Here is an 18088-nt window from a genome sequence, read left to right as displayed (position 1 = left end):
ACTCGCCGACGAGTTCGGCCGAAACTAGAGGAGACCACGAGTGACGACAACCCGGCTGATCGCGCCCTCCGACACGGAGCAGACGACCAGAAACCGGCTCATGGACCTGTTCGCCGAACGGCCGATCCCCGATGACGCGCTGCTCGACCACCTCGAAGTCTTCATGCGCCCGCAGCGCATCAACGAGATCCTCACTCTCGAACAGCTCTACCAGCAGATCCTCGGCGTCCACGGGATCATCGTCGAGTTCGGTGTCCGCTGGGGCCGCCACCTGTCCGTGTTCAACGCGCTGCGTGCCCGCCACGAGCCGACCAACATGTACCGGAAGATCGTCGGGTTCGACACGTTCACCGGCTTCCTCGACCCGGCCCCCCAGGACGGCGACTCCGACCGGGTCTTCGCGGGCAGCATGAGCGTCACGCCCGGCTACGAGAACTACCTGGAACAGGTCCTGCGCCTGCACGAGGCCGAAGCGCCGATGGCGCACATCCAGCGGTTCGAGCTGTGCAAGGGCGACGCTCCGGAGCAACTGGCCGCCTACCTGGAACGCAACCCACAGACGATCGTGGCGCTCGCCTACTTCGACATGGACCTGCACGATCCGACCCGCGCGTGCCTGGAGCTGCTGCGCCCGCACATGCCCGCCGGCAGTGTCCTGGCCTTCGACGAGCTGACGCACCCGGACTTCCCCGGCGAGACCATCGCGCTGAAGAACGCGATCGACCTCACCGGCCACCGCGTCCAGCGGTTTCCGCAGTCGCCGTACCCCGCGTTCGTGGTGCTGTGATGGGCGCCCTCACGCAGGTCCTGCGGTGGGCTGCCGATGCACACGACACCCCGGAGGATCAGGACTTCGACGACCGCGTGCTGCTCGATCTGATCGGGCAGCACGCGCTCAGCGGCCGTCTGGCCCGGCGCCTTCCCACCGGGCCGCAATGGCTGCGTGACCGGCTCGGTGGGCCCGTAGCGGCGATGCATGCCGACACCCTGGCGCTCGCCGAGGCACACATCCGTGCGGTCGATCGCATCGTGACAGCGCTCGGCGAGCAGCAGCCACCGCCGGTGGTGGTGAAGGGGATCGCGACCGGGCTACTCACCAGCCAGAAGCACCTGCTGCGGTGCGGGGACATCGACCTGGTCTGTGCCGACGGGGGGCCGCTAATCGAGACGTTGACCCAGCTCGGCTACGAGCGCACCCGGGCACCGTTCCTCCACGAACTCGGCGAATTCACCCGTGCGGGCGTCGAGATCGACGTGCACGCCTACCTTCCGGTACCCGGGTACGGCGCGGTACGGCACGCGGACCTCACACCCCCGGAGCGGGGGACCTGGTATCAGCCGCGCCGCGCTCCCTCGATGCACTCGATCCGGCACGGCCAGCTGGTCGACGGCGGCACCGTCACGGTGGGCCGGGTCAGTGTTCCCGACCCCTGCCTGCTGACGATCGTGCTCTGCGCCCACGCCTTCTTGAACTTCACCAACATGTGGTCGCTGTCGCATCGCGCCAAGCCGTACGTCAAGTTGGCCGAGCTGGCCGACCTGCACGCCCTGGTCCAGCACGAGGCATTCGATACGCAGAGGTTCCTCGCGTTGGTCGCGGAGCTGGACGCGGGGGACGCGGTGAGCTGGGCGGGCTGGGCCTCGACCGTGCTCCTCGGGAAGAATCCACTGCCCGTACCGGCCGGCACCGGACCGTTTCTCCGCTGCCTGTGGTGGGACTTCTGGGCGCGGCTTCCGGTCGACGAGGAGGCGCTGCTCCTGCCCGACTGGTTCGACCCCGCCGCCGTGACCCCCCTGCTCGGAAGCCGGATCGAACTGGACACCGGCCGCCCGGCGCCGCCCTGGACGGTCGAGGTCCGCCGCGACGGCGACCTGGTGACGGTCATGGTCGGCCTGCCGGAATCGACCGACGCGGAGGCCGAGCGCGGCCGGGTCGACTTCGGAGCGATCGGGACGGAGTGGGTCCTGTCCGATGGACAGCTGACCGCTGTCGGCGGCCATGACACCTGTGACCTGCTCTCGGGACGTCGCGTCCGGCTGCGCTACCGCGTCGACCGTGCGGGCGGCAAGCTGCTGGTCGGCGTGGCCGAGCAGAACGCGTCCGGAGCGCTGCTGTCGGCCGTGCTGCTTCCCGCCACCTGGCAGACGTCGGATCGGGCGGGTGTCCGGTGATCCGCGCCGCTCAACTTCCCGGATACTCCTGGGACACGACCGGGCGGGTCGAAGCCAGTATCCAGGCCCTGATCGGTGCGCGGCTGGCGGAGCTGCCGGCGCGCGCCGCCACGGTGGCAGCCCGGCTGCGTGAGGTCACCGGGGACTGCCGCCTGGTTGCGGTCTACCTGCGGCCGGACTCGCCCGACGCCGTCGTGGGGCTGTGTGAACGCCTCGCGTCCACGCAGAGCGCTCGGGAGCGCGCCCGGTTGCATCACGAGATCGGGCGGCTCCGCTTCGCCCGCCCCGGCACGGCGGAGGTGAGCCTCACGGGCGACTTGGGACAGGTGCTGACGGGGGCCGGCGACCGTACCCGGGCCTACGTACCTGATCCCGGGCATCGGGACATGATCGGTTCCCTGCTGGACGACTTCGGCACGGGTTTCTCGGACTTCGTGGAGAGCCAGCACGAGGTGCCCGGACCGAACGCGCGTCTGCGCCAGGGCCTCGTCAAGTCGTGGCGTCTGCCCGACGGCACCCGTGTGATCAGCAAACGTGCCAACCCGGCCAAACCTGGCCGGTTCGCCCAGGAACAGTTCGCCTATCGCGCCATCGCCTCCCGGCTGGCCGGCCCGGTCACCTTCGGCCGGGACAGGCGCCTTCAGCTCGCACCCCTGCTCGCGACCATCCGGGACGGCGCATCCGGGCACGTCTACGCCATCTTGCAGTGGGTTTCCGGTGAGACCGCCGAGTCGATGCTGCTGGCACCGGGCGAGCACGCGTCGCTGCTGCGCGACTACCGGGATCTGATGGACGCCCTGCTCGACCGCGGAATCCTCTGGGGCGATTTGAGCCCCCGCAACATCCTCGTGCACGGCCCCGTGCACCATCTCGTCGACTTCGAGAAGACACAGGCCCCGGGCGAAGCCCCCGTATCGCACGGGGACCGGGGCGCCTACTGCCGCGGTCAGATCGGAGTCGAGGAACTCGGGGTCCTGTGCCCCGAAGACGCGGTCCGCACATGCCTGCACGGCTACCTGGACCCCGACACCTGGGACGTCAACGCGCCGGGCCCGGTGCCGTTCCCGCCGCGCCCGGAGGTGACGGCGGTGCTCGCCGGGCGCGGCGTCACCGACCCGGACCTGGGCACCTACAACCGGACCGACCGACAGATCTGGCAGGTCCGATCACCCGACCTCGACCCCGTCACCGGGCAGCCCCGCTATCCGGGCCTGGTCAATTTCCGTGTCGAGCACTACCTGAGCTGCGCCGGTCGCACCGACGCGGACGACTACGACCGCAAGACCACCGAGATCCTGATCGCGGGCCGACGGCACGGCTGCTTCGACGACGCGCTCGGGGCCGTGGCCGACGCGGTGGACGAGGCGGAACGGCAGTTCGTCGTCGCCGAGGTCGCCGGGCTTCTCGCCGGCAACGACACCGGGCCCGTCACCGCGCCGCACGCGGCGATCCGCGCACTGGTGGACCGCATCGACGTCCTGGACACCGCCCGGCAGGATCCCGGCACCTTCCGGTCGGCCTGCACGGCCTTGGGAAAGGAAGGACGATGACGCAACCGCCCTTACTCCGGTCCGTGTCCTTACGCACGGATCAGGTCGTCCGTATCGGCCCGCTCACCCTGCGCATCGCCAGCGACCAGGCCGACTTCCCCGCGCTGCGCTACTTCAGCCGAGCCGCCCGGATGCCGGTCGCCACCGTGCCCGACGTGGAACTGTGGTGCCTGTCGGAGGCCGATCCCGGCCTGCCCGCCGACACCACGGCGCGCGCCCTCAACTTCGCCTCCGGCTACTACGTGACCGACCATTTCGGGCCCCCGGTGCGCATGTCCACCTCGGGCAACCGGATCGTGCTCGTGGGGGACCACCTGGAACGGCTGGTCTGGCCGTACATCGTGAAGTATCTGCTCCTTCGCCACACCGCCACCACGGGTGGGCTCTTCCTCAAGGCAGCCGCCCTCGCCGTCGGCGACGGGGCGACGCTGGTCGTCGGCCGCGGTGGCGCCGGCAAGTCCGTCCTGGTCACCGGGCTGTGCCGCAACGGCGCGACGTACATCACCAACTCACACGTGGTCCTCGCAGACGGGGCCGTCCAGGGAGTCGCGAGCACCATGCGGATGCGGCCCGGCCCCTGGCTGGACCAGGCGGCGACTACGGCGGCCCTCGACCCGAGCGAGCGCCTCGTCGACCCGTACGACGTGTTCCCCCACCACGCGGGCGCCGCGATGCCGCTGCGCGCCGTATGGATCGCCGACTTCCGGGCCCCTGGCGAACACGACGTGCAGCAACTGGCCCCCGACGAGGCGGCCGGCATCGTCGAGCAGTTCGGCTTCGGGCTCAACGTCTACCGGCTCGAAGAGGACCTGCTGGACCTGTGCGGCGGCGACTACCGGGCCTTCTCCACCCAGTACGGACGGATGCGCGCGCAGCTGCTCGCGGCGGTCGCCAACTGCCCTACGTACCGCGTGCGCTCGGACGTCCAGCTCACCGCACACCGCGACCAGCTTCTCCAACTGCTCTGTGACGGAGGTACATCATGAGGGGCGCCCTCATCGGCTACGGCACCATCGCGACCGGTCACGCCATCGGATACCGCAACACCGCGGGCATCGACGTGATCGCCGTCGTCGACCCCACCCCGGCACGCGCGGAGGCCGCCCGCAGCGCCGGGCTGCGCGCATACGCCACCTACGAGGAGATGACCGACCGCGAGGCTGTCGACTTCGTCGACATCTGCACGCCGCCCAACAGCCACGCCGGTTACATCGAGCGCGGGCTGCGCGACGGTCTGCACGTGCTGTGCGAAAAGCCGGTGCTGATGCCGCACGAGGGCCGCTACGACCGCGTGCTCGACCAGATCGCGGCCTCGGACAAGGTCTTCTACCCCTGCCACAACTACAAGTTCGCGCCCATCCTGACGGAGATGGAACGGGTCGTCCGCAGCCCCGGCTTCGGCGACGTCCTCAGTGCCCGCTTCCGCACCCTGCGCCAGGGCCACGCCGTCGGCGTCCCCGAGTGGAACCCGCACTGGCGGCGCGATCCGCTCATCGCCGGTGGCGGGATCCTCCGCGACCACGGCCCGCACAGCGTGTACCTGGCGACCCACCTGACCGGACGCACGCCGCTGGCCGTGTCCTGCCTGACCGGTTCCATGCGCCACGACGGGCACACCGGCACGGAGGACACCGCGAAGCTGATGATCCGGTGCGACGGCGACGTCCAGATCGAACTGGATGCGACCTGGTCGGCCGGCTACCGCAACAGCTACTACTCGATCATCGGCAGCGGCGGCTGGGTCACCGTGGAGAACGACGACGTCCAGTACAGCCTGAACGGCCAGCCGCACCGTGCGGCTCTGCGATCGAACTTCGACGACCCCAGGCACAGCGACTGGTTCGCCGCGATGTTCGCCGACTTCCTGACCAAGACACGGCACCCGGAACAGGCGGCACCGCTGCTGGCCGAGTCCTTGACGACCTCCCTGGTGATCGACGGCGCCTACGCCTCGGCCGCCGACGACGGCCGGTGGGTCGAGCTGACACCGGCGCGGGACCTGCTCATGGGCGTCGCGCGATGACGGCGCCGCGCGACGGCGGAAGCGGCCCGGTGCCACTCGACGACATCCGGGACTGGCTCAGCAGCCGCCCCGGCGAACGGACCGTCGTGCTCGCCACCGGCTGCTTCGACCTCCTGCACGCGGGACACCTGACGTTCCTGGAGGAGGCGAGCCGGCTGGGTGACCTCCTGGTCGTCGGGGTGAACAGCGACCAGTCGGTCCGGGACCTCAAAGGCCCGAGCAGGCCCATCGTCGGCGAACGCGAACGCGCCGTCCTCGTGGGCGCTCTGAGGTGCGTCGACCGGGTGTTCCTCTACGACGAGCCCACCGCCGACCGCCAGATCCGCTTCCTGCGTCCGCAGGTCTTCGCCACCGCGCGCGCAAGCATCACCGCGTACCCGAGTGAAGTGGCGTCCGCCGTCGAGGTCGCGGCACACGTACACGCGATCGACCGGATTGCGCCGTACTCCACGACCACGCTGGTCGACACCCTGCGAGCGAACCTATGACGGAGGAGGTCATCGCCACCGGCAGCGCCCCATGGATCCCGGTGCCGCATCTGATGGAGGTGGTCCCCGCAGACTTCTCCCCGCCCCAGCACCTGACCACCGCGGCCTTCGCCCTCGTATCCGAAGCTCAAGGCCGCCTGCTGCTGACGCACGTCAACCTTCCCGGCCGGGGCTGGGACGTGCCCGGCGGCCACATCGACCCGGGCGAGGACGCCCGGCGTGCGGCAGCGAGAGAAATCAGCGAAGAGACCGGGCTTCTCGTACCTTCCGAGACACTGACGCTGCTCGGATGGCAACGATTCACCTTGCACGAGAAGCCACAGGACAGTTATCCGTACCCGTTCCCAGTGTCGTACACGCTGATGTTCACCGCGCAGACCGGCCTCGCCGATCCGCCGGTGGCCCCACCCCGGGACTCGGAGTGCGGGCCTGCCGGATGGTTCACCCCTGCGCAAGTCCGGCAGCGGTGCGCGACCTGCACCTGGCTGCCGTTCCTCGCCCTGCTACGCGAGGCCCGGCACCCTGCCGACGTCTCCTCAGACTGAGAAGACTGAGCTTCCAGCGTCGGGCACGAGGAGACACCGATCGAGAAGGGTCACCTGCGTCTACGCCGGGCCGCTTGGGGAACGCTCCTCAAGCGGCTCGAAGCCCTCAGGCAGAGGGATCCCGAACCGCTGGCACAGCAAGGGCACGTCGTGGCGATCGACATCACGAGCCGGATAGCCGGTATGCCAGCGCACCGCCCACTCGGCCGACTCGCACCGCACTGCAGTTCCGGCAATCGAACCACGTCCGGCGAGGGCCTCAGCCGGAAAAGGACCGCCCTCCACCACGGATCCGTAATGCAGCGATCCGTCCGCGAGCGGCTCGTAGAGGTGCAAGTCGACCCGCAGCCGAACACCGTCGTGCAAGACGAAGTTCCACGGCCTGTCACCAGGCCACGGGAAGATCCGGTCGACACCAGCCTCAGCGAACGCGACGAACAACGACTCCAGATGGGCGGCCGGCGCCCATACGTCAAGGTCTGAATGTTCTCGCGTCTGCTCCCCGAGCAGCGCATCCACGCCCCACCCGCCGCCAACACACGCATCTACGCCGTGGGCGTCGAGCCGTTCCACAAGCGCAACTACATCCTTGGCTGACATCGAATAATGGCTCACCGCATCAGGGTAGAGGCTAGCCCGACCCCACATCTGGCGATCACTTCGGCTTCACCGGACTGGCTCCCGGGGAGAGACGCCAAGACCGCCTACGCCTCGTCGAGCCCAGCGGCGGATCTAGTGCCGCCTCAGGCAACGTTCGCCCTGTCGACGACCTTGCGTAGTCGTTCGTCGGCGGTGTGGTTGTTCCACCAGACGATGTAGCGGCGGATCATGCTGCCCTGCTGTAGACGACGGACGTCCTCGAGCATTCCGACGGACTCTGGGCGATCGTCTACGGGCCGTCCTACACACACGGCCTCCGAAGCCGCGACCGGCCCAGCCGGATCTGACGTGAGGCGGCCCGCACCCGTTCTGGCTGCCGGGCTGGGAGAAGTACCCCATCTTCCCTGTTGGATCGACGTGTTGAAGCGGATCGAGCAAGAGCGGATGCGTGCCAGGTCGGCGTACGTACTGAGCGCCGAAGGATCGCCGGGTGGCAGGGGATCGAGTGCCTGTTCTTCGACTTCCTGTGGCGGGAAGGCGCGGAGCTAAGCCACGGCCGACGATCTGTGGGACTTCGAGAACTGGCGGACCCAATCCCTGCGGAATCCACGTCGGGTTGGTGGGGCGCGGCGGAACCGTGGGCCGGCCGCGCTGATCCGTGAGCACGAGGGCGGCCCTCGGTAGGAACGGCGAGCGGGTCCTGATCCCGGCTGCTCGGACGAGGAACGCCCGGAGCAGCGAGGTCCGTTGAGCGATGTCCGTTGCCTGACACCGCGGGCCTTTCGCCGTTGGGCGCAGGTCGGGTTACTCGGGTACGGCGCGGACGGTGTGCTCTCACCGAGGTGTTCGCGGCGCCGGGAGCCATCTCGTGCGCCGCGAACACCTCGGATTCTGCTTCTGGGCTAGAAGGCTGCTGTCCGGTCTTCGCTGCGCGGGTCGATCACTTGGTGGCCGGTGTAGACGCCCGCGCGCGCCTCACGACGCCAGGGACGCGCGTAGGTCAGTGCCCATGTGGCGGCCTCGGCACTGTCGTCGAGGTTCACGACGGCTACCGATGGCGAGTCGTCCGCGGGGCACCGCGCAAGCCAGTCGCCGTTGGGAGCGACGATTCCGGACGGTGCGGTGGCGCTGCCCTGACAGGCTGACCCAGTAGCTGTTCACCGCGGCGTGGCCTTGGGCTTGGGCGGCGGTGTTACCCGGGGTGCCGCTGGTGGAGAACAGGACGCAGTCGACATCCAGCTTCTCGTATTCTGCGAACAACTCCGGGTAGTGGATCTCCATGCCGAGCAGGCAGCCGAAGCGCACACCGTCGACCTCGAAGGTCACCGGTGAGACGCCAGGCGAGTACATGTACGAGACCTTCGTCTTCGACATCAGGCGCTCGTCATAACGCGTGACGACCTCCCCGCGATCGGAGATGACATGGAGGCTGTTGTGCGGACGGTTCGGGCCGCTCAAGCGGTGCACCGACGGGATCACCGTCCACAACCGCAACTCGCGGGCCAGCTCGGCGATTGCAGCCAACTCCGATTGGAGCACGGGCCACTGGCACCGGTCCCAGTCCGCCGGGCCGACCGTGTCGGGGCCGTCGACGGACATGACAAGCTTGCTGGGAAAGCAGATCGCTCCTTCCGGAAAGTGCACGATCCTCGCTCCCTGAGCACTGGCCTCGCGCATCAGAGCACGGACCGCACGCCCACTTTCGCGCAGCGCTTCTACGTCTCGGGGGTCTTCGCGTACGGGGGTCTGCGCTACGGCGAGCCGCACGCTCTTGGGATTCCTTGCTTCCGACATGACGTCTCCTGATGGAGTCGGACGGAAGTGCCGCAGGGCGGACGTGTAGGACTCGCCGGTCTTGGCGGCGCGGGCACGCACCTGTCGTTTGAAGTTCCTACGGGCTGTCATCGCGGCCTTCCACGCCTTGAGCGACGGCTCCCCAGCAACCTCGCCCGAGGCGATCGGGCTGCAACAACGACCTGAGACGCTGGTCCCTTTGCCTCCGATGGGAGACCGCGCTGGGGACGGTCGCGGGAGGTTCGGCGTAGGCCACGCAGTCGGTCATCATGCCGTCGCTCGCGGGCTCCGTCAACGTCCTTCAACACGTCCAGCGCGCCGTCGCACGGCCGGCCGCTGGAGAGGAACACCTCAGCTCAACACACTGAACTTGACAGAGAAAGCAACGTGGGGCAAAGGGCAGGGCCCCGGCGGACACAGCACCTGTACGCGCAACTGATCCCCAACCAGGGCGGGCCGGACGCCGAGCCGCGGATCTGGATCACCCCGCCCCGGCACACTGTGCAGACCGTCGATGAGCTCGCTGACGTGATCAGTGCGGCCATCGCGCCCTACGAGCCGGTCAGATGCCCGGCGTGCTGATCAAGATGTGGCTGACCCGTCCGCCCCTGTCATCTCAGTAGACCGAGTCCAGCAAGCCCCGCTCCGTTGGGTGCCGTTGAGAGGACGGCGCGATAAAGAAGGCCGCGAAGAACCCAGGCCGGGGGCGACCCCGGCGCAGAACAGCAACGAGTGCGCTCCTGCGGCATTTCGCCATTCACCATCGCGGGACCGCCGGTGGTGACCGCGGCGGTTCTTCGCAGGTGAGAGACACCCTGTCGTGAACCTCGAAGCGCTTCGGCGGGGCGGGACTTTCCTGACCGCTCAGGAGTCGGCAGGTTCATCCGCCGAGGTCAGCAGCCCAGGCTTCCATCCTGGTGGGCTGACAGCTCGGAGTGGCGCGCCTGGCTTGATGACGGCCTGCCCCGGCTCGCTCTCGTCATGATCCATCAGTTTCTGTCAGTGCCCGCTGCTACACCATTTTCGAGGGACAGGCCGCGACCGCGGCTCGCATACGGGAGGGGACACCATGTCGAAGGCGCCGAACGGCTTCCACTACGTACGCGGCCACATTCGCCGCAATCCGAAGCCGGGCAGCGGGAAGCGGATGAGCGGCTGGATGATCGCCGGCCTTGCGGCCGGCATCTGGTTATGGGGGCAGGTGTTCGGGTTCGGCGAGGCGAGTTCCACGACGCCGCCCGCTCAACCGCAGCCGGCCGTCTCCACTCCGGCCGCCCGCTGATGGGGCGAAAGCAGTTATGCATTCGCCGCCCGCGCGGCGCGCCCGAGGTCCTCTCGGCCACTGTCGTGGCACTGGCCGCCCTGGTCCTGACGTTCCAAATGGCCGCCGCGGCGGTCGGAGCGCTCAAGGACGCCTGGCCGTTCCTCTTGGCCCTGGTTCTGCTGGCGGGGGCCGTCGGGGCCTGGCGGATCGCGCGCACGGTGCACGGTAGACGGCGTGCCGCCGAGCGGCTGGCCACGCTGCGGCTCACCCTGGCCGAGTTCGACGCCATGGACGACCGGCAGTTCGAGCACGCGTTGCGGGACCTGTTGGTCCGCGACGGATGGTCGGCACGCCGCGTAGGCGGCAGCGGCGATCAGGCCGCTGACGTCATCAGTGACCACTCGCACCTTGGCCGGATCGTCGTCCAGGCCAAGCACACCCGCGTCGGCGGGAAAGTGGGGTCCTCAGTCATGTACGCGGTGAAAGGGACGGCCGGCCCGGCCCACCGCGCCGACCACGCCGTCGTCGTCACCAACGGCACCTTCACCCGAGACGCCATGGCCTGGGGCGACCGGCACAGCGTCCACTGGGTCGACCGGAACAGACTCCGGCGCTGGGCGGAGACCGGCACCGCGCTGCACGAGCTCCTCGGGCTGTCCGCACGCTCCCGCCGTGCCCGGTTCAGGCGCGCCGCCTGACACGCCCCTCATCGTCAACGTCTTGGAGGTGTTGTGTTCGATGAAGACGGGTCACTCGACCCGCTGCTGAAGTTTCTGTTGTACGCCGTCCTTGCGCTGGCCATCGGCAAGATGGTGTGGGAGTGGCTCACGGACGACGTCAGCCGGTGGATCACCGTGGACCTGTGGGGGCTGATAGCTGATCACCCCTGGTGGACCGGCTTCATCGCCGTCGGCACACTGGCCACACTCACCCTCGTTACGAGGCTGCTGTCGTTCCGGTTCGGCGCCGGCACGTACGCCTACGTCGGTGACGGCGAGGACTACGCGTCCACCGCCGCACCGGGCGAAGCCGTGGATCCGGATGTGTTGACCTTCAAGATGAAGCAACTCGCCGCGATGACCGCGACGGGCTTCGAGCAGGCGTGCGCCGATCTCCTAGCCCGTGACGGCTTCCGCAGGACACGGCGGGTGGGAGGCGCCGGAGACCTCGGCGTGGACGTCACCGCCCGCGACCACGACGATCGGCTCCTGATCTTGCAATGCAAGCAGTACCAGAACCCCGTCGGCTCGGGGCACGTGCAGAAGTTCAACGGCACGGCACGCCTCCACCACGGCGCCGATGTACCGATCATGATCGGCCTCAACGGCTTCACTCAGCCTGCGATCGACTTCGCCGCGCACCACGACCTCATCCTCATGGGCCGTCCCGAACTGAAGAAATGGGCCCACGGCCAGCACCTGTACGACGTCCTCGGTATCCCGAGCACGACGCAGTGACCCCAGCCGGGACACCTGATGCGGACATCGACTACCTCGACACCCTGAGCGCTGGCCGCGTGTGGTCCTACCGGGACGACCATCTCATCGAATGACCGTGCACGGGAGCCGGCCACGGGAGCAGAGAGAGGACCTATGACGCTCACCCGCGACCTTGACTCGACCACGGCCGCGCTCGACCCGTTTGGTGCCGACGCGGTAATGAGGGCCCTGCCCGAGGCCCAACGTCGCAGCCGACACCACCTGGCTGCGTACCGAGCCGAGCGCCTCTCCCGGCACGCCGCCCCCGCCCGGGTGGCGCTACGGAACCTGGCATGATTACCGCTTCCCTCGCCCGCCACACCGGCACCCGGTCCCGTCGGCCGCTGTCGAAGCGGCCATGCTGCGTCTCAGCGCTACGGCCGACGAGGTGCCCCGGGGGACGGTGTACTCCTACGCCACCCGTAACCCCCGGGTCCCCGGAGGCGTTCCTTCACCGACACCACAGGCGAGCACGTATTCATCGACGAGAACACAGCTGACGCCCTCGCCGCCGCGTCCACGAGCGGCTGCGAGACTTCGCCGCTCGCTTGCTGACGGTCAAACGCACGCTGACACCGCACTACTTCACCATGGTCTCCTGCGCCCAACTTCCCGGGGGCGGTCAGTGACCGCGCATGCGTTGGTCATAGTCCGCCGCTGGTTCCAGGCCCATCGCGGCGCGGCGTTCATCGAGCCGGTCAGGGTCGGCAACGGGCTGCAAGCGCAGGTTCGAGCCGTCTGGGTCGTCGGTGTATTGCGTTCCGTACACCTGGGGTTCGCCAGCTGCGACCAGGACCCGGTCGGTGAGGTAGGCGAGCTGGCGTGGAGAGGCGTCTCCGGCCGCGACCGCAGCCTTCAGGAGTTCGAGCGCCTGGCGCTGGAAGGTGGGAGCGAGGTCGGCGTGTTGGGCAAGAAGCCACGCCTCCTCGGCTCCCTGCGCGCCCACTAACGCGACACCTGGCCAGCCGTGTTCGGCGATTACCTGCTTGAGCCAGGCGGTGTTTTCGGCGTCGATCCGGCACATCTCGCGTCCGTCACGAGTATTGGCCGCGACGCACCGTGCAGCTTGGTCTTGTTCGGCGCGGCGGTGGATCTCAGCGGCGAGGTCGTGGTTCATCGTGTACAGATTGACCTCGTTCGGGACTTTGGACAAGGCAAGGGACCCAGGCACCCTCCGCCACTGGTCGCGAGGGGCGCGCGGGCATGGTGGAAGGCGCAGGTCATGCCGGGTGTGTGGCGTCGCCGAAGACGCGCACCGCGGTGGGAGGGACCTGGGCGGCGAGGGGCTGGGCTTCCTCAGGCCGGCCGGCGGCGGTGAGGACACGGGCGAGGTCATCGGACCCGATGGCCGGACCAACAGCGAGCCAGGCCACCGTTCCTCTCAGCCCAAGAGGTCGTCTTCCCCTGACTACGGTCACGGTGCTGTCCGACCGGTCCTGGGCTCGGCAGCACGCGGTGATCGCCAAGGACGCCGTCGCGGCGGCCCACGCAGTCCAGCTTCACCCACGGCGGGGAGAGCGTCCTGATGGGCAGCGGAACAAGGCGACGCTGTTGCCGCTGAGTCGAGCACTCGCCGGGCCCGTCGCCCTCTGGGGTGTCGCCTCCCCAGGCGAGAAGATTCGCCGTACCAGATCACGGAGTCGCGACCAATACTCCAGTGGTAGATCGTGATCTTGGTGTCTGACTGCCGTCGGCATAGGGCGACTCGCCTCAGGCCATGGGGCATCGGCCCTGTCAGATGATGGCGCTGAAGTACGCAGCTGCAGCGTCGACGAAGCGGTCGTGTGCCGCCCGTGCAGCGTCCTGCGCTGCGGTGAGTTCCTCGATGCTCGTGGCGGCATCGACCATGTTGTAGGTGGCGACAACCATCGCCTGTGCGGTGGCGTGGACAGCCGGGTCGGGCACGAGGAGCCGCAGCGCAACCAGGGGGCAGGTGATGGCGGAGCGGGTGATGTGAGACCTGGCTCGTAGTTCTTCCAGCTCAACGTCACTGACGCCGCGCAGCCGAGCCTCCCCACGCATCCACAAGGCCCGTCGGTGGTCGGAGTCGGCGGAGGCGAGTGTGGTCACCGCGTCGAGCCGGTCGCGGCGCAACTGCTCAGCGGCGGCCGCGCGCTCGGCGCGGCCAGCCGCCAGGTGTTGGAACGTGCCGGTGACAATCGATCCCAGGAGCGTCCCGATGACGGCAAGGACAGTGGCGATCATGAGCTGCTTTCTTGGCCGGGCACTTGGTCCGGGACCGGTGCAGAGACGGGTGCGGCCACCGTGATCATCGTGAGTTGTGTGGACTGACGATGAGACGGTGGCCGCAGGCCACAGCATAGATCCCGCCCGATGGCGGGAGGTGTTCGAGTGGCCATGGGACGGATTGCGGGCCGGTCCCCCGGGCCGAACCCCGCCTCCGGGCCGGGCAGATGGTGCTGGGCCTGGACCAGCGTGGAGTGGGCCGGGGAGGCCGGCCCGCAGGGCATGCAGCTATCTGCTGTGCCGGGCCGTCTGGGACGCCGAACGCCGTCCGCGATGACGTGCGTGAATACGTCTCGAGCATCTCCACGACGATGCCGCGGTGCTGGTCGTGGACGAGACCGGCGACCTGAAGAAGGGCAGCCATACCGTCACCGTCCAGCGCCAGTACACCAGCAGGCCACAGTGCGGCAGGGGTCTCCGGGAAGCGGTTGCTGGGTCACAGCGCCGAGAGTAGCGGGCGCCGATCGCCCGCCGTCAGGCCGACGGCAGGCTGATCAGCGTGCCAGCTGGAACACGGCCGCGGCCACGATGGTGCCGAGGATTGTGCCGGCGATGACCTGGTTGCGTGTGTGGTCCCGCAGCTCGACCCGGGACCATCCGACGATGACGACCAGGAGGAACCCGAGGGCCATCCACGCACCGTAGGTCTGTACGAGCATCGCGCAGGCACCTGCCGAGACGGCCTGGTGCACGGAGATCTTCCAGACGAACGTGATCACGGCGAGGATCGCCAGGGTGACCAGCATCGACACGATGAGGGCGGTCATCGTCCGCGGGGCGCCTGCGGCGGCCATGAGAAGGATTCCGGTGGCCACGGAGAGCAGGATGACGGCCATGACGACCAGCCGTGCAGGCTTGGCCCCGACGTGTCGATCGCCCCAGTGGCCCTTCCGAATGCCGTACTTGATGAAGGTGATGGGAATGATGGCGGCGAAGAGTGCGCCGACCGCTCCCCAGGCGACGCCAATCCATTGCGCCGTGTGCCAGCCGATCAGGAGAGTGACGGCGATAATCCAGTTCTTCGGCTCAAGCCAGTCGGTGATGCGGCGCGCCAGTTTGGACTCCGCGGGGTGCACGTCAGTTGTCATGGGAGGAGTCCTTTTCCGGTCCGCCTGTCGGCAAGGGCGCAAGCGCGACTTCCTGGCGGGTGAATTCTGTTACGACGGGTGAAGAAACGTAGGCGCGGGATACCGCGTGGAGCCACGCGAGTTCACTCGGCCGGTCCCTTCCAGTGACACCGAGGGGCGGGTACTCAACATCTTCAAGTTGGTTTCCTGTTCGAGCGGCGCTAGCGGCCACGCGCAGCCAGGCGGCTTCTGCCACAGCATCAACTTCCTGCTCGCTTACGCCTTTTTGGAAGGCGAGGGCGCGAGCCCGCTCGCGGACATCTGCTGACACGTATTCACGTAGTGCCAGGCATGCGTCCTCGATTTCGATGACGCATCGTTCAAGTCGGAAGCCGACACGCTGCTTTGGAACCGATGTGGAGAGCACCACGTGGGGAGCGGCGTCTGTCAGGTGCTTCCACAAAGGCTGGAGCCGTCTGAGCATGATCCAGGATCTGACGTACTCCACGGCCACGGAGAGCGGTGGCAGGCAGCTGCCGAGCGCGATCGACAGAATCGCCAACTGCTTGAGTGCAGTGGAGATCTGGTACTCCAGCGTGGGATACCGGACTCCGGTGGTGAGGTCCAGCGTGACGAAGCCGACGCGCTGCAGGGCATAGAGGCTGCCGAGCAGCGTGCCGAGTCCCATGAGGCCGAGGCCGGCCCTGCCCAGGAGGGTGCGGCTGTGCCGGACGCCGCTGAGGAAAAGCCAGGTGGCAACGAACATGGCGATGCCGATGTACAGCGTGAAGACCGCCGTGTAGAGAACCGGATAGATGGCGCGCTCGCCGTCGCCGACCCGTACTGGCCCACCTGGCATCCAGTTGGCCAGCGCATAGAAGAGGACCATGAGGGGAAGCGTGGCTGCGATCGCTGCCAGCCTGGTGCGGCGGGCCAGGCCCTGCGGACGGACGACGGCGACGATGAAGTCCAGGAGGAAGGCCGCGGAGGTAACGCCGAGCAGGTGCTTCAGCAGCGGAGTAAGGCTGGTGACGCCGGCGTTGTCGCTGATGGCGGCTTTGACGGCGGGCACCTCGAAGGTCATGGCCGCGGCCAGGGCCGCGAACGTGAGCGCGAGGCTCCGCTGCTTGTGGGAGTGACGGATGGCCGGCAGACGCCACAGAGTCACGAGCCACAGGGAGCCGGCGACGAGGGTCGGGGTGTTCATGAGCGGCGGTTCCTCCGGGGATGGACGAGGGCGTCGTCAAGACGCGTCATGGCGCCTGGCCGCCCTGGTTCTCGGCCGGAGTGGGCCAGTTCCTCGAACAGCTCGCCGAGGGACGAGGCAGCCATCTCGGCGTCGTACTCGGTCTCGCTGTCGTAGCTGGTCCGTCCGAGCGCTGTGAGCACGGCCGAGGGGTCGACGCCCTGCGGCATGATCGACAGGAGCGACTCCACGACGCTCGTGTTCTCGCTCGCGTGCCCGAGGAGTAGGTGCGCCAATTCGTGGCGGACTATTTGCGCGCGGTGCCGCTCACTTGTCGCCGTCACATGAAATATGTGATCTCCGCTGTCGAATGAGATCATGAGGCCGCACGGGGCGTTGACGCCCCCCAGGTCGGGCAGTTCGTGGAGGTGCAGCGGGCGCCCACGTCTGACCGCCAGCTGGCGGCATACTTCATCCACCGCGTAGGGGTCGGATATTTCGATTCCCCGCAGTTGCTCCTCGCACCGTCGCCTCAGCTGCGCTTCTTTTCGCGCATAGCGCCGATTGAACATGAACGAGATCCTTGCTGTGATCCCCGAGCAAGCGCAGTACGCAGTTCTTACTCGACTCTTACTCACCGGCACACGAGAATTCCCCGCGGCCAAGCGGAGCTTTACACAGCCCCGCCGAGCGACCAAGAGGATCTTGAAGGCATATCCGTCAAAACGGGATAGCGGGTGAGGGAGGTCACGTTACTGAGGGATTATCAGGCTTATCAAGGCCCTCTAGTCGACGCGCCTGTTCAATTACCGTCGTGATCATTTTGAGGCTGTCGGCCGAGAGTCCATTGGCTCGCATCGCGAGCCCTCGCACCTTGCTGTCCCCCACTGCCGCGATCAGCTCCATAGAGGCCCGGATCTTCTCGGACTCCTCGGCGTCGAAGTCAGGGAAGAAGTATTGGGGCGTGACATTGAAGTGGCGCGCCAGCGCTTCGACGGTATTCACGGTCGGGTTCGGCTTGGCTCCGGAGCGTAGCTGCGAAATGGCGCTCTCCGAGACAGTGAGGCCGTCCGCCTCGCCGGCCTCGCGGATCGCGCGAGACACCTCCGCGTTGGTGTACCTCTTGCCCGTCGCCGGGTTCTTCACCGTTTCGAAGAGGTGGTTCAGCTTGTCGGCGAGGCTCAGCTGCCGACCGCCGGACGGCCCCGAGGGCACCTCCGCCGATCCGCTGGACTCGACCATCACCCGGCTCCTCCCATCTACGCCCTGAAGACCTGACGATACTCCAGTGTTGATGTGAGACCAACCCGCGAGACGGAACACTACGGTGTTGACAGGCGGGGATCACTTTGGCGTATGTTCCAGCCACGGCAACACCAAAGTGTTGCAACGTCGGGGGAGGCGGCAGAGCGCATCGCTCCCTGCGGCTCGCCATACCCCTAGGCCCGAGGACCGCTCATGAGGACCCGCCCCGCGTCGCGCTCGGCCGCGCGACTTCTACAGAGTTTAAGAACCAAGTCTGGATCTTGACGCAGGGTCGTGCGTATGTTCGTCGTCCGCCGGGCAGCCGGCCCGCACGACGAACGAGGAGAAGCGCATGCGCTCACTCCGGGCCTCGTAGGCCCGCATGACAGCGACGGCGTCCGAGAGGTGCGAACTCCCGGACGCCGAACG

General features: G+C 68.0%; 18 protein-coding genes and 2 pseudogenes. 11 read left to right on the top strand and 9 right to left on the bottom strand.

Features of this window, described 5'->3' with window-relative positions; translation table 11 throughout:
• Positions 1 to 40 precede the first annotated feature (40 nt).
• The 7 genes from C6376_RS32380 to C6376_RS32350 are packed head-to-tail and all read left to right on the top strand — an operon-like array spanning position 41 to position 6778.
• Entirely contained in the window at positions 41 to 787 is a 747-nt protein-coding gene (locus tag C6376_RS32380; RefSeq protein WP_216825635.1) for a class I SAM-dependent methyltransferase, read from the top strand.
• Positions 787 to 2172 (top strand): nucleotidyltransferase family protein, encoded by a 1386-nt coding sequence (locus C6376_RS32375; protein WP_107446611.1) that lies wholly within the window; start codon positions 787 to 789, stop codon positions 2170 to 2172. The genes C6376_RS32380 and C6376_RS32375 overlap by 1 nt, the downstream gene beginning before the upstream one ends.
• Positions 2169 to 3722: a hypothetical protein gene (locus tag C6376_RS32370; protein ID WP_107446610.1), complete on the top strand. Its 1554-nt coding sequence runs from the start codon at positions 2169 to 2171 to the stop codon at positions 3720 to 3722. Before C6376_RS32375 ends, C6376_RS32370 begins: the two co-directional genes overlap by 4 nt.
• Before the next feature lie 23 nt (positions 3723 to 3745).
• The gene (locus tag C6376_RS32365) at positions 3746 to 4708 is read left to right on the top strand and encodes a hypothetical protein (protein WP_107446609.1); all 963 of its coding nucleotides are present in this window, start codon (positions 3746 to 3748) and stop codon (positions 4706 to 4708) included.
• A complete protein-coding gene (locus C6376_RS32360) occupies positions 4705 to 5745 on the top strand; it encodes a Gfo/Idh/MocA family protein (protein ID WP_107446608.1) in 1041 nt (346 codons plus the stop codon). The genes C6376_RS32365 and C6376_RS32360 overlap by 4 nt, the downstream gene beginning before the upstream one ends.
• Before the next feature lie 29 nt (positions 5746 to 5774).
• A complete protein-coding gene (locus tag C6376_RS32355; RefSeq protein ID WP_159083327.1) occupies positions 5775 to 6233 on the top strand; it encodes an adenylyltransferase/cytidyltransferase family protein in 459 nt (152 codons plus the stop codon).
• Entirely contained in the window at positions 6230 to 6778 is a 549-nt protein-coding gene (locus C6376_RS32350; RefSeq protein WP_107446606.1) for an NUDIX hydrolase, read from the top strand. Before C6376_RS32355 ends, C6376_RS32350 begins: the two co-directional genes overlap by 4 nt.
• Positions 6779 to 6838: 60 nt before the next feature.
• On the opposite strand, the gene C6376_RS32345 is transcribed toward C6376_RS32350, so the two are convergent.
• The 3 genes and pseudogenes from C6376_RS32345 to C6376_RS32335 form a co-directional block, all read right to left on the bottom strand.
• Entirely contained in the window at positions 6839 to 7393 is a 555-nt protein-coding gene (locus tag C6376_RS32345; RefSeq protein ID WP_240439549.1) for an aminoglycoside nucleotidyltransferase, read from the bottom strand.
• A 128-nt stretch (positions 7394 to 7521) separates the two neighbouring features.
• A pseudogene (locus C6376_RS46235) lies at positions 7522 to 7620 on the bottom strand (transposase); the annotation flags it as partial.
• 733 nt (positions 7621 to 8353) lie between these two features.
• Entirely contained in the window at positions 8354 to 9172 is an 819-nt protein-coding gene (locus C6376_RS32335) for a carbon-nitrogen hydrolase family protein (protein ID WP_254076162.1), read from the bottom strand.
• Positions 9173 to 10241: 1069 nt separating this feature from the next.
• Here C6376_RS32335 and C6376_RS32325 point away from each other — a divergent pair.
• Genes C6376_RS32325 through C6376_RS32315 form a run of 3 tightly spaced genes read left to right on the top strand, consistent with a single transcriptional unit; the run spans position 10242 to position 11893 of the window.
• The gene (locus C6376_RS32325; protein ID WP_107446603.1) at positions 10242 to 10454 is read left to right on the top strand and encodes a hypothetical protein; all 213 of its coding nucleotides are present in this window, start codon (positions 10242 to 10244) and stop codon (positions 10452 to 10454) included.
• The gene (locus C6376_RS32320) at positions 10454 to 11134 is read left to right on the top strand and encodes a restriction endonuclease (protein WP_107446602.1); all 681 of its coding nucleotides are present in this window, start codon (positions 10454 to 10456) and stop codon (positions 11132 to 11134) included. The genes C6376_RS32325 and C6376_RS32320 overlap by 1 nt, the downstream gene beginning before the upstream one ends.
• 33 nt (positions 11135 to 11167) lie before the next feature.
• The gene (locus tag C6376_RS32315; protein ID WP_107446601.1) at positions 11168 to 11893 is read left to right on the top strand and encodes a restriction endonuclease; all 726 of its coding nucleotides are present in this window, start codon (positions 11168 to 11170) and stop codon (positions 11891 to 11893) included.
• A gap of 643 nt (positions 11894 to 12536) precedes the next feature.
• Here C6376_RS32315 and C6376_RS32305 read toward each other — a convergent pair.
• A complete protein-coding gene (locus tag C6376_RS32305) occupies positions 12537 to 13031 on the bottom strand; it encodes a DUF6624 domain-containing protein (RefSeq protein WP_107446599.1) in 495 nt (164 codons plus the stop codon).
• A gap of 617 nt (positions 13032 to 13648) precedes the next feature.
• Positions 13649 to 14119, bottom strand: coding sequence for a hypothetical protein (locus C6376_RS32300; RefSeq protein WP_107446598.1), 471 nt, complete (start codon positions 14117 to 14119; stop codon positions 13649 to 13651).
• Positions 14120 to 14453: 334 nt separating this feature from the next.
• Here C6376_RS32300 and C6376_RS45740 point away from each other — a divergent pair.
• Positions 14454 to 14552 (top strand): annotated as a pseudogene (locus C6376_RS45740) (transposase); the annotation flags it as partial.
• A gap of 103 nt (positions 14553 to 14655) precedes the next feature.
• On the opposite strand, the gene C6376_RS32290 reads toward C6376_RS45740, so the two are convergent.
• The 4 genes from C6376_RS32290 to C6376_RS32275 all read right to left on the bottom strand — a co-directional run bounded on the left by C6376_RS32290 (position 14656) and on the right by C6376_RS32275 (position 17656).
• Positions 14656 to 15249, bottom strand: a complete 594-nt coding sequence (locus tag C6376_RS32290) for a hypothetical protein (RefSeq protein ID WP_254076161.1) — start codon at positions 15247 to 15249, stop codon at positions 14656 to 14658.
• On the bottom strand, positions 15239 to 16435 hold the full coding sequence (locus C6376_RS32285) for an MAB_1171c family putative transporter (protein WP_107446596.1): 1197 nt from the start codon (positions 16433 to 16435) through the stop codon (positions 15239 to 15241). The genes C6376_RS32290 and C6376_RS32285 overlap by 11 nt, the downstream gene beginning before the upstream one ends.
• Positions 16432 to 16710 carry a hypothetical protein gene (locus tag C6376_RS45735; RefSeq protein ID WP_254076160.1) on the bottom strand — a complete coding sequence of 93 codons (279 nt, stop codon included), beginning with the start codon at positions 16708 to 16710 and terminating at the stop codon, positions 16432 to 16434. Before C6376_RS45735 ends, C6376_RS32285 begins: the two co-directional genes overlap by 4 nt.
• Before the next feature lie 451 nt (positions 16711 to 17161).
• The gene (locus tag C6376_RS32275; protein ID WP_173985780.1) at positions 17162 to 17656 is read right to left on the bottom strand and encodes a helix-turn-helix domain-containing protein; all 495 of its coding nucleotides are present in this window, start codon (positions 17654 to 17656) and stop codon (positions 17162 to 17164) included.
• Between the last annotated feature and the right edge of the window lie 432 nt (positions 17657 to 18088).

This window comes from Streptomyces sp. P3, assembly GCF_003032475.1.
Taxonomy (GTDB): domain Bacteria; phylum Actinomycetota; class Actinomycetes; order Streptomycetales; family Streptomycetaceae; genus Streptomyces.
This window is presented reverse-complemented; position numbering and strand designations above follow the sequence as displayed.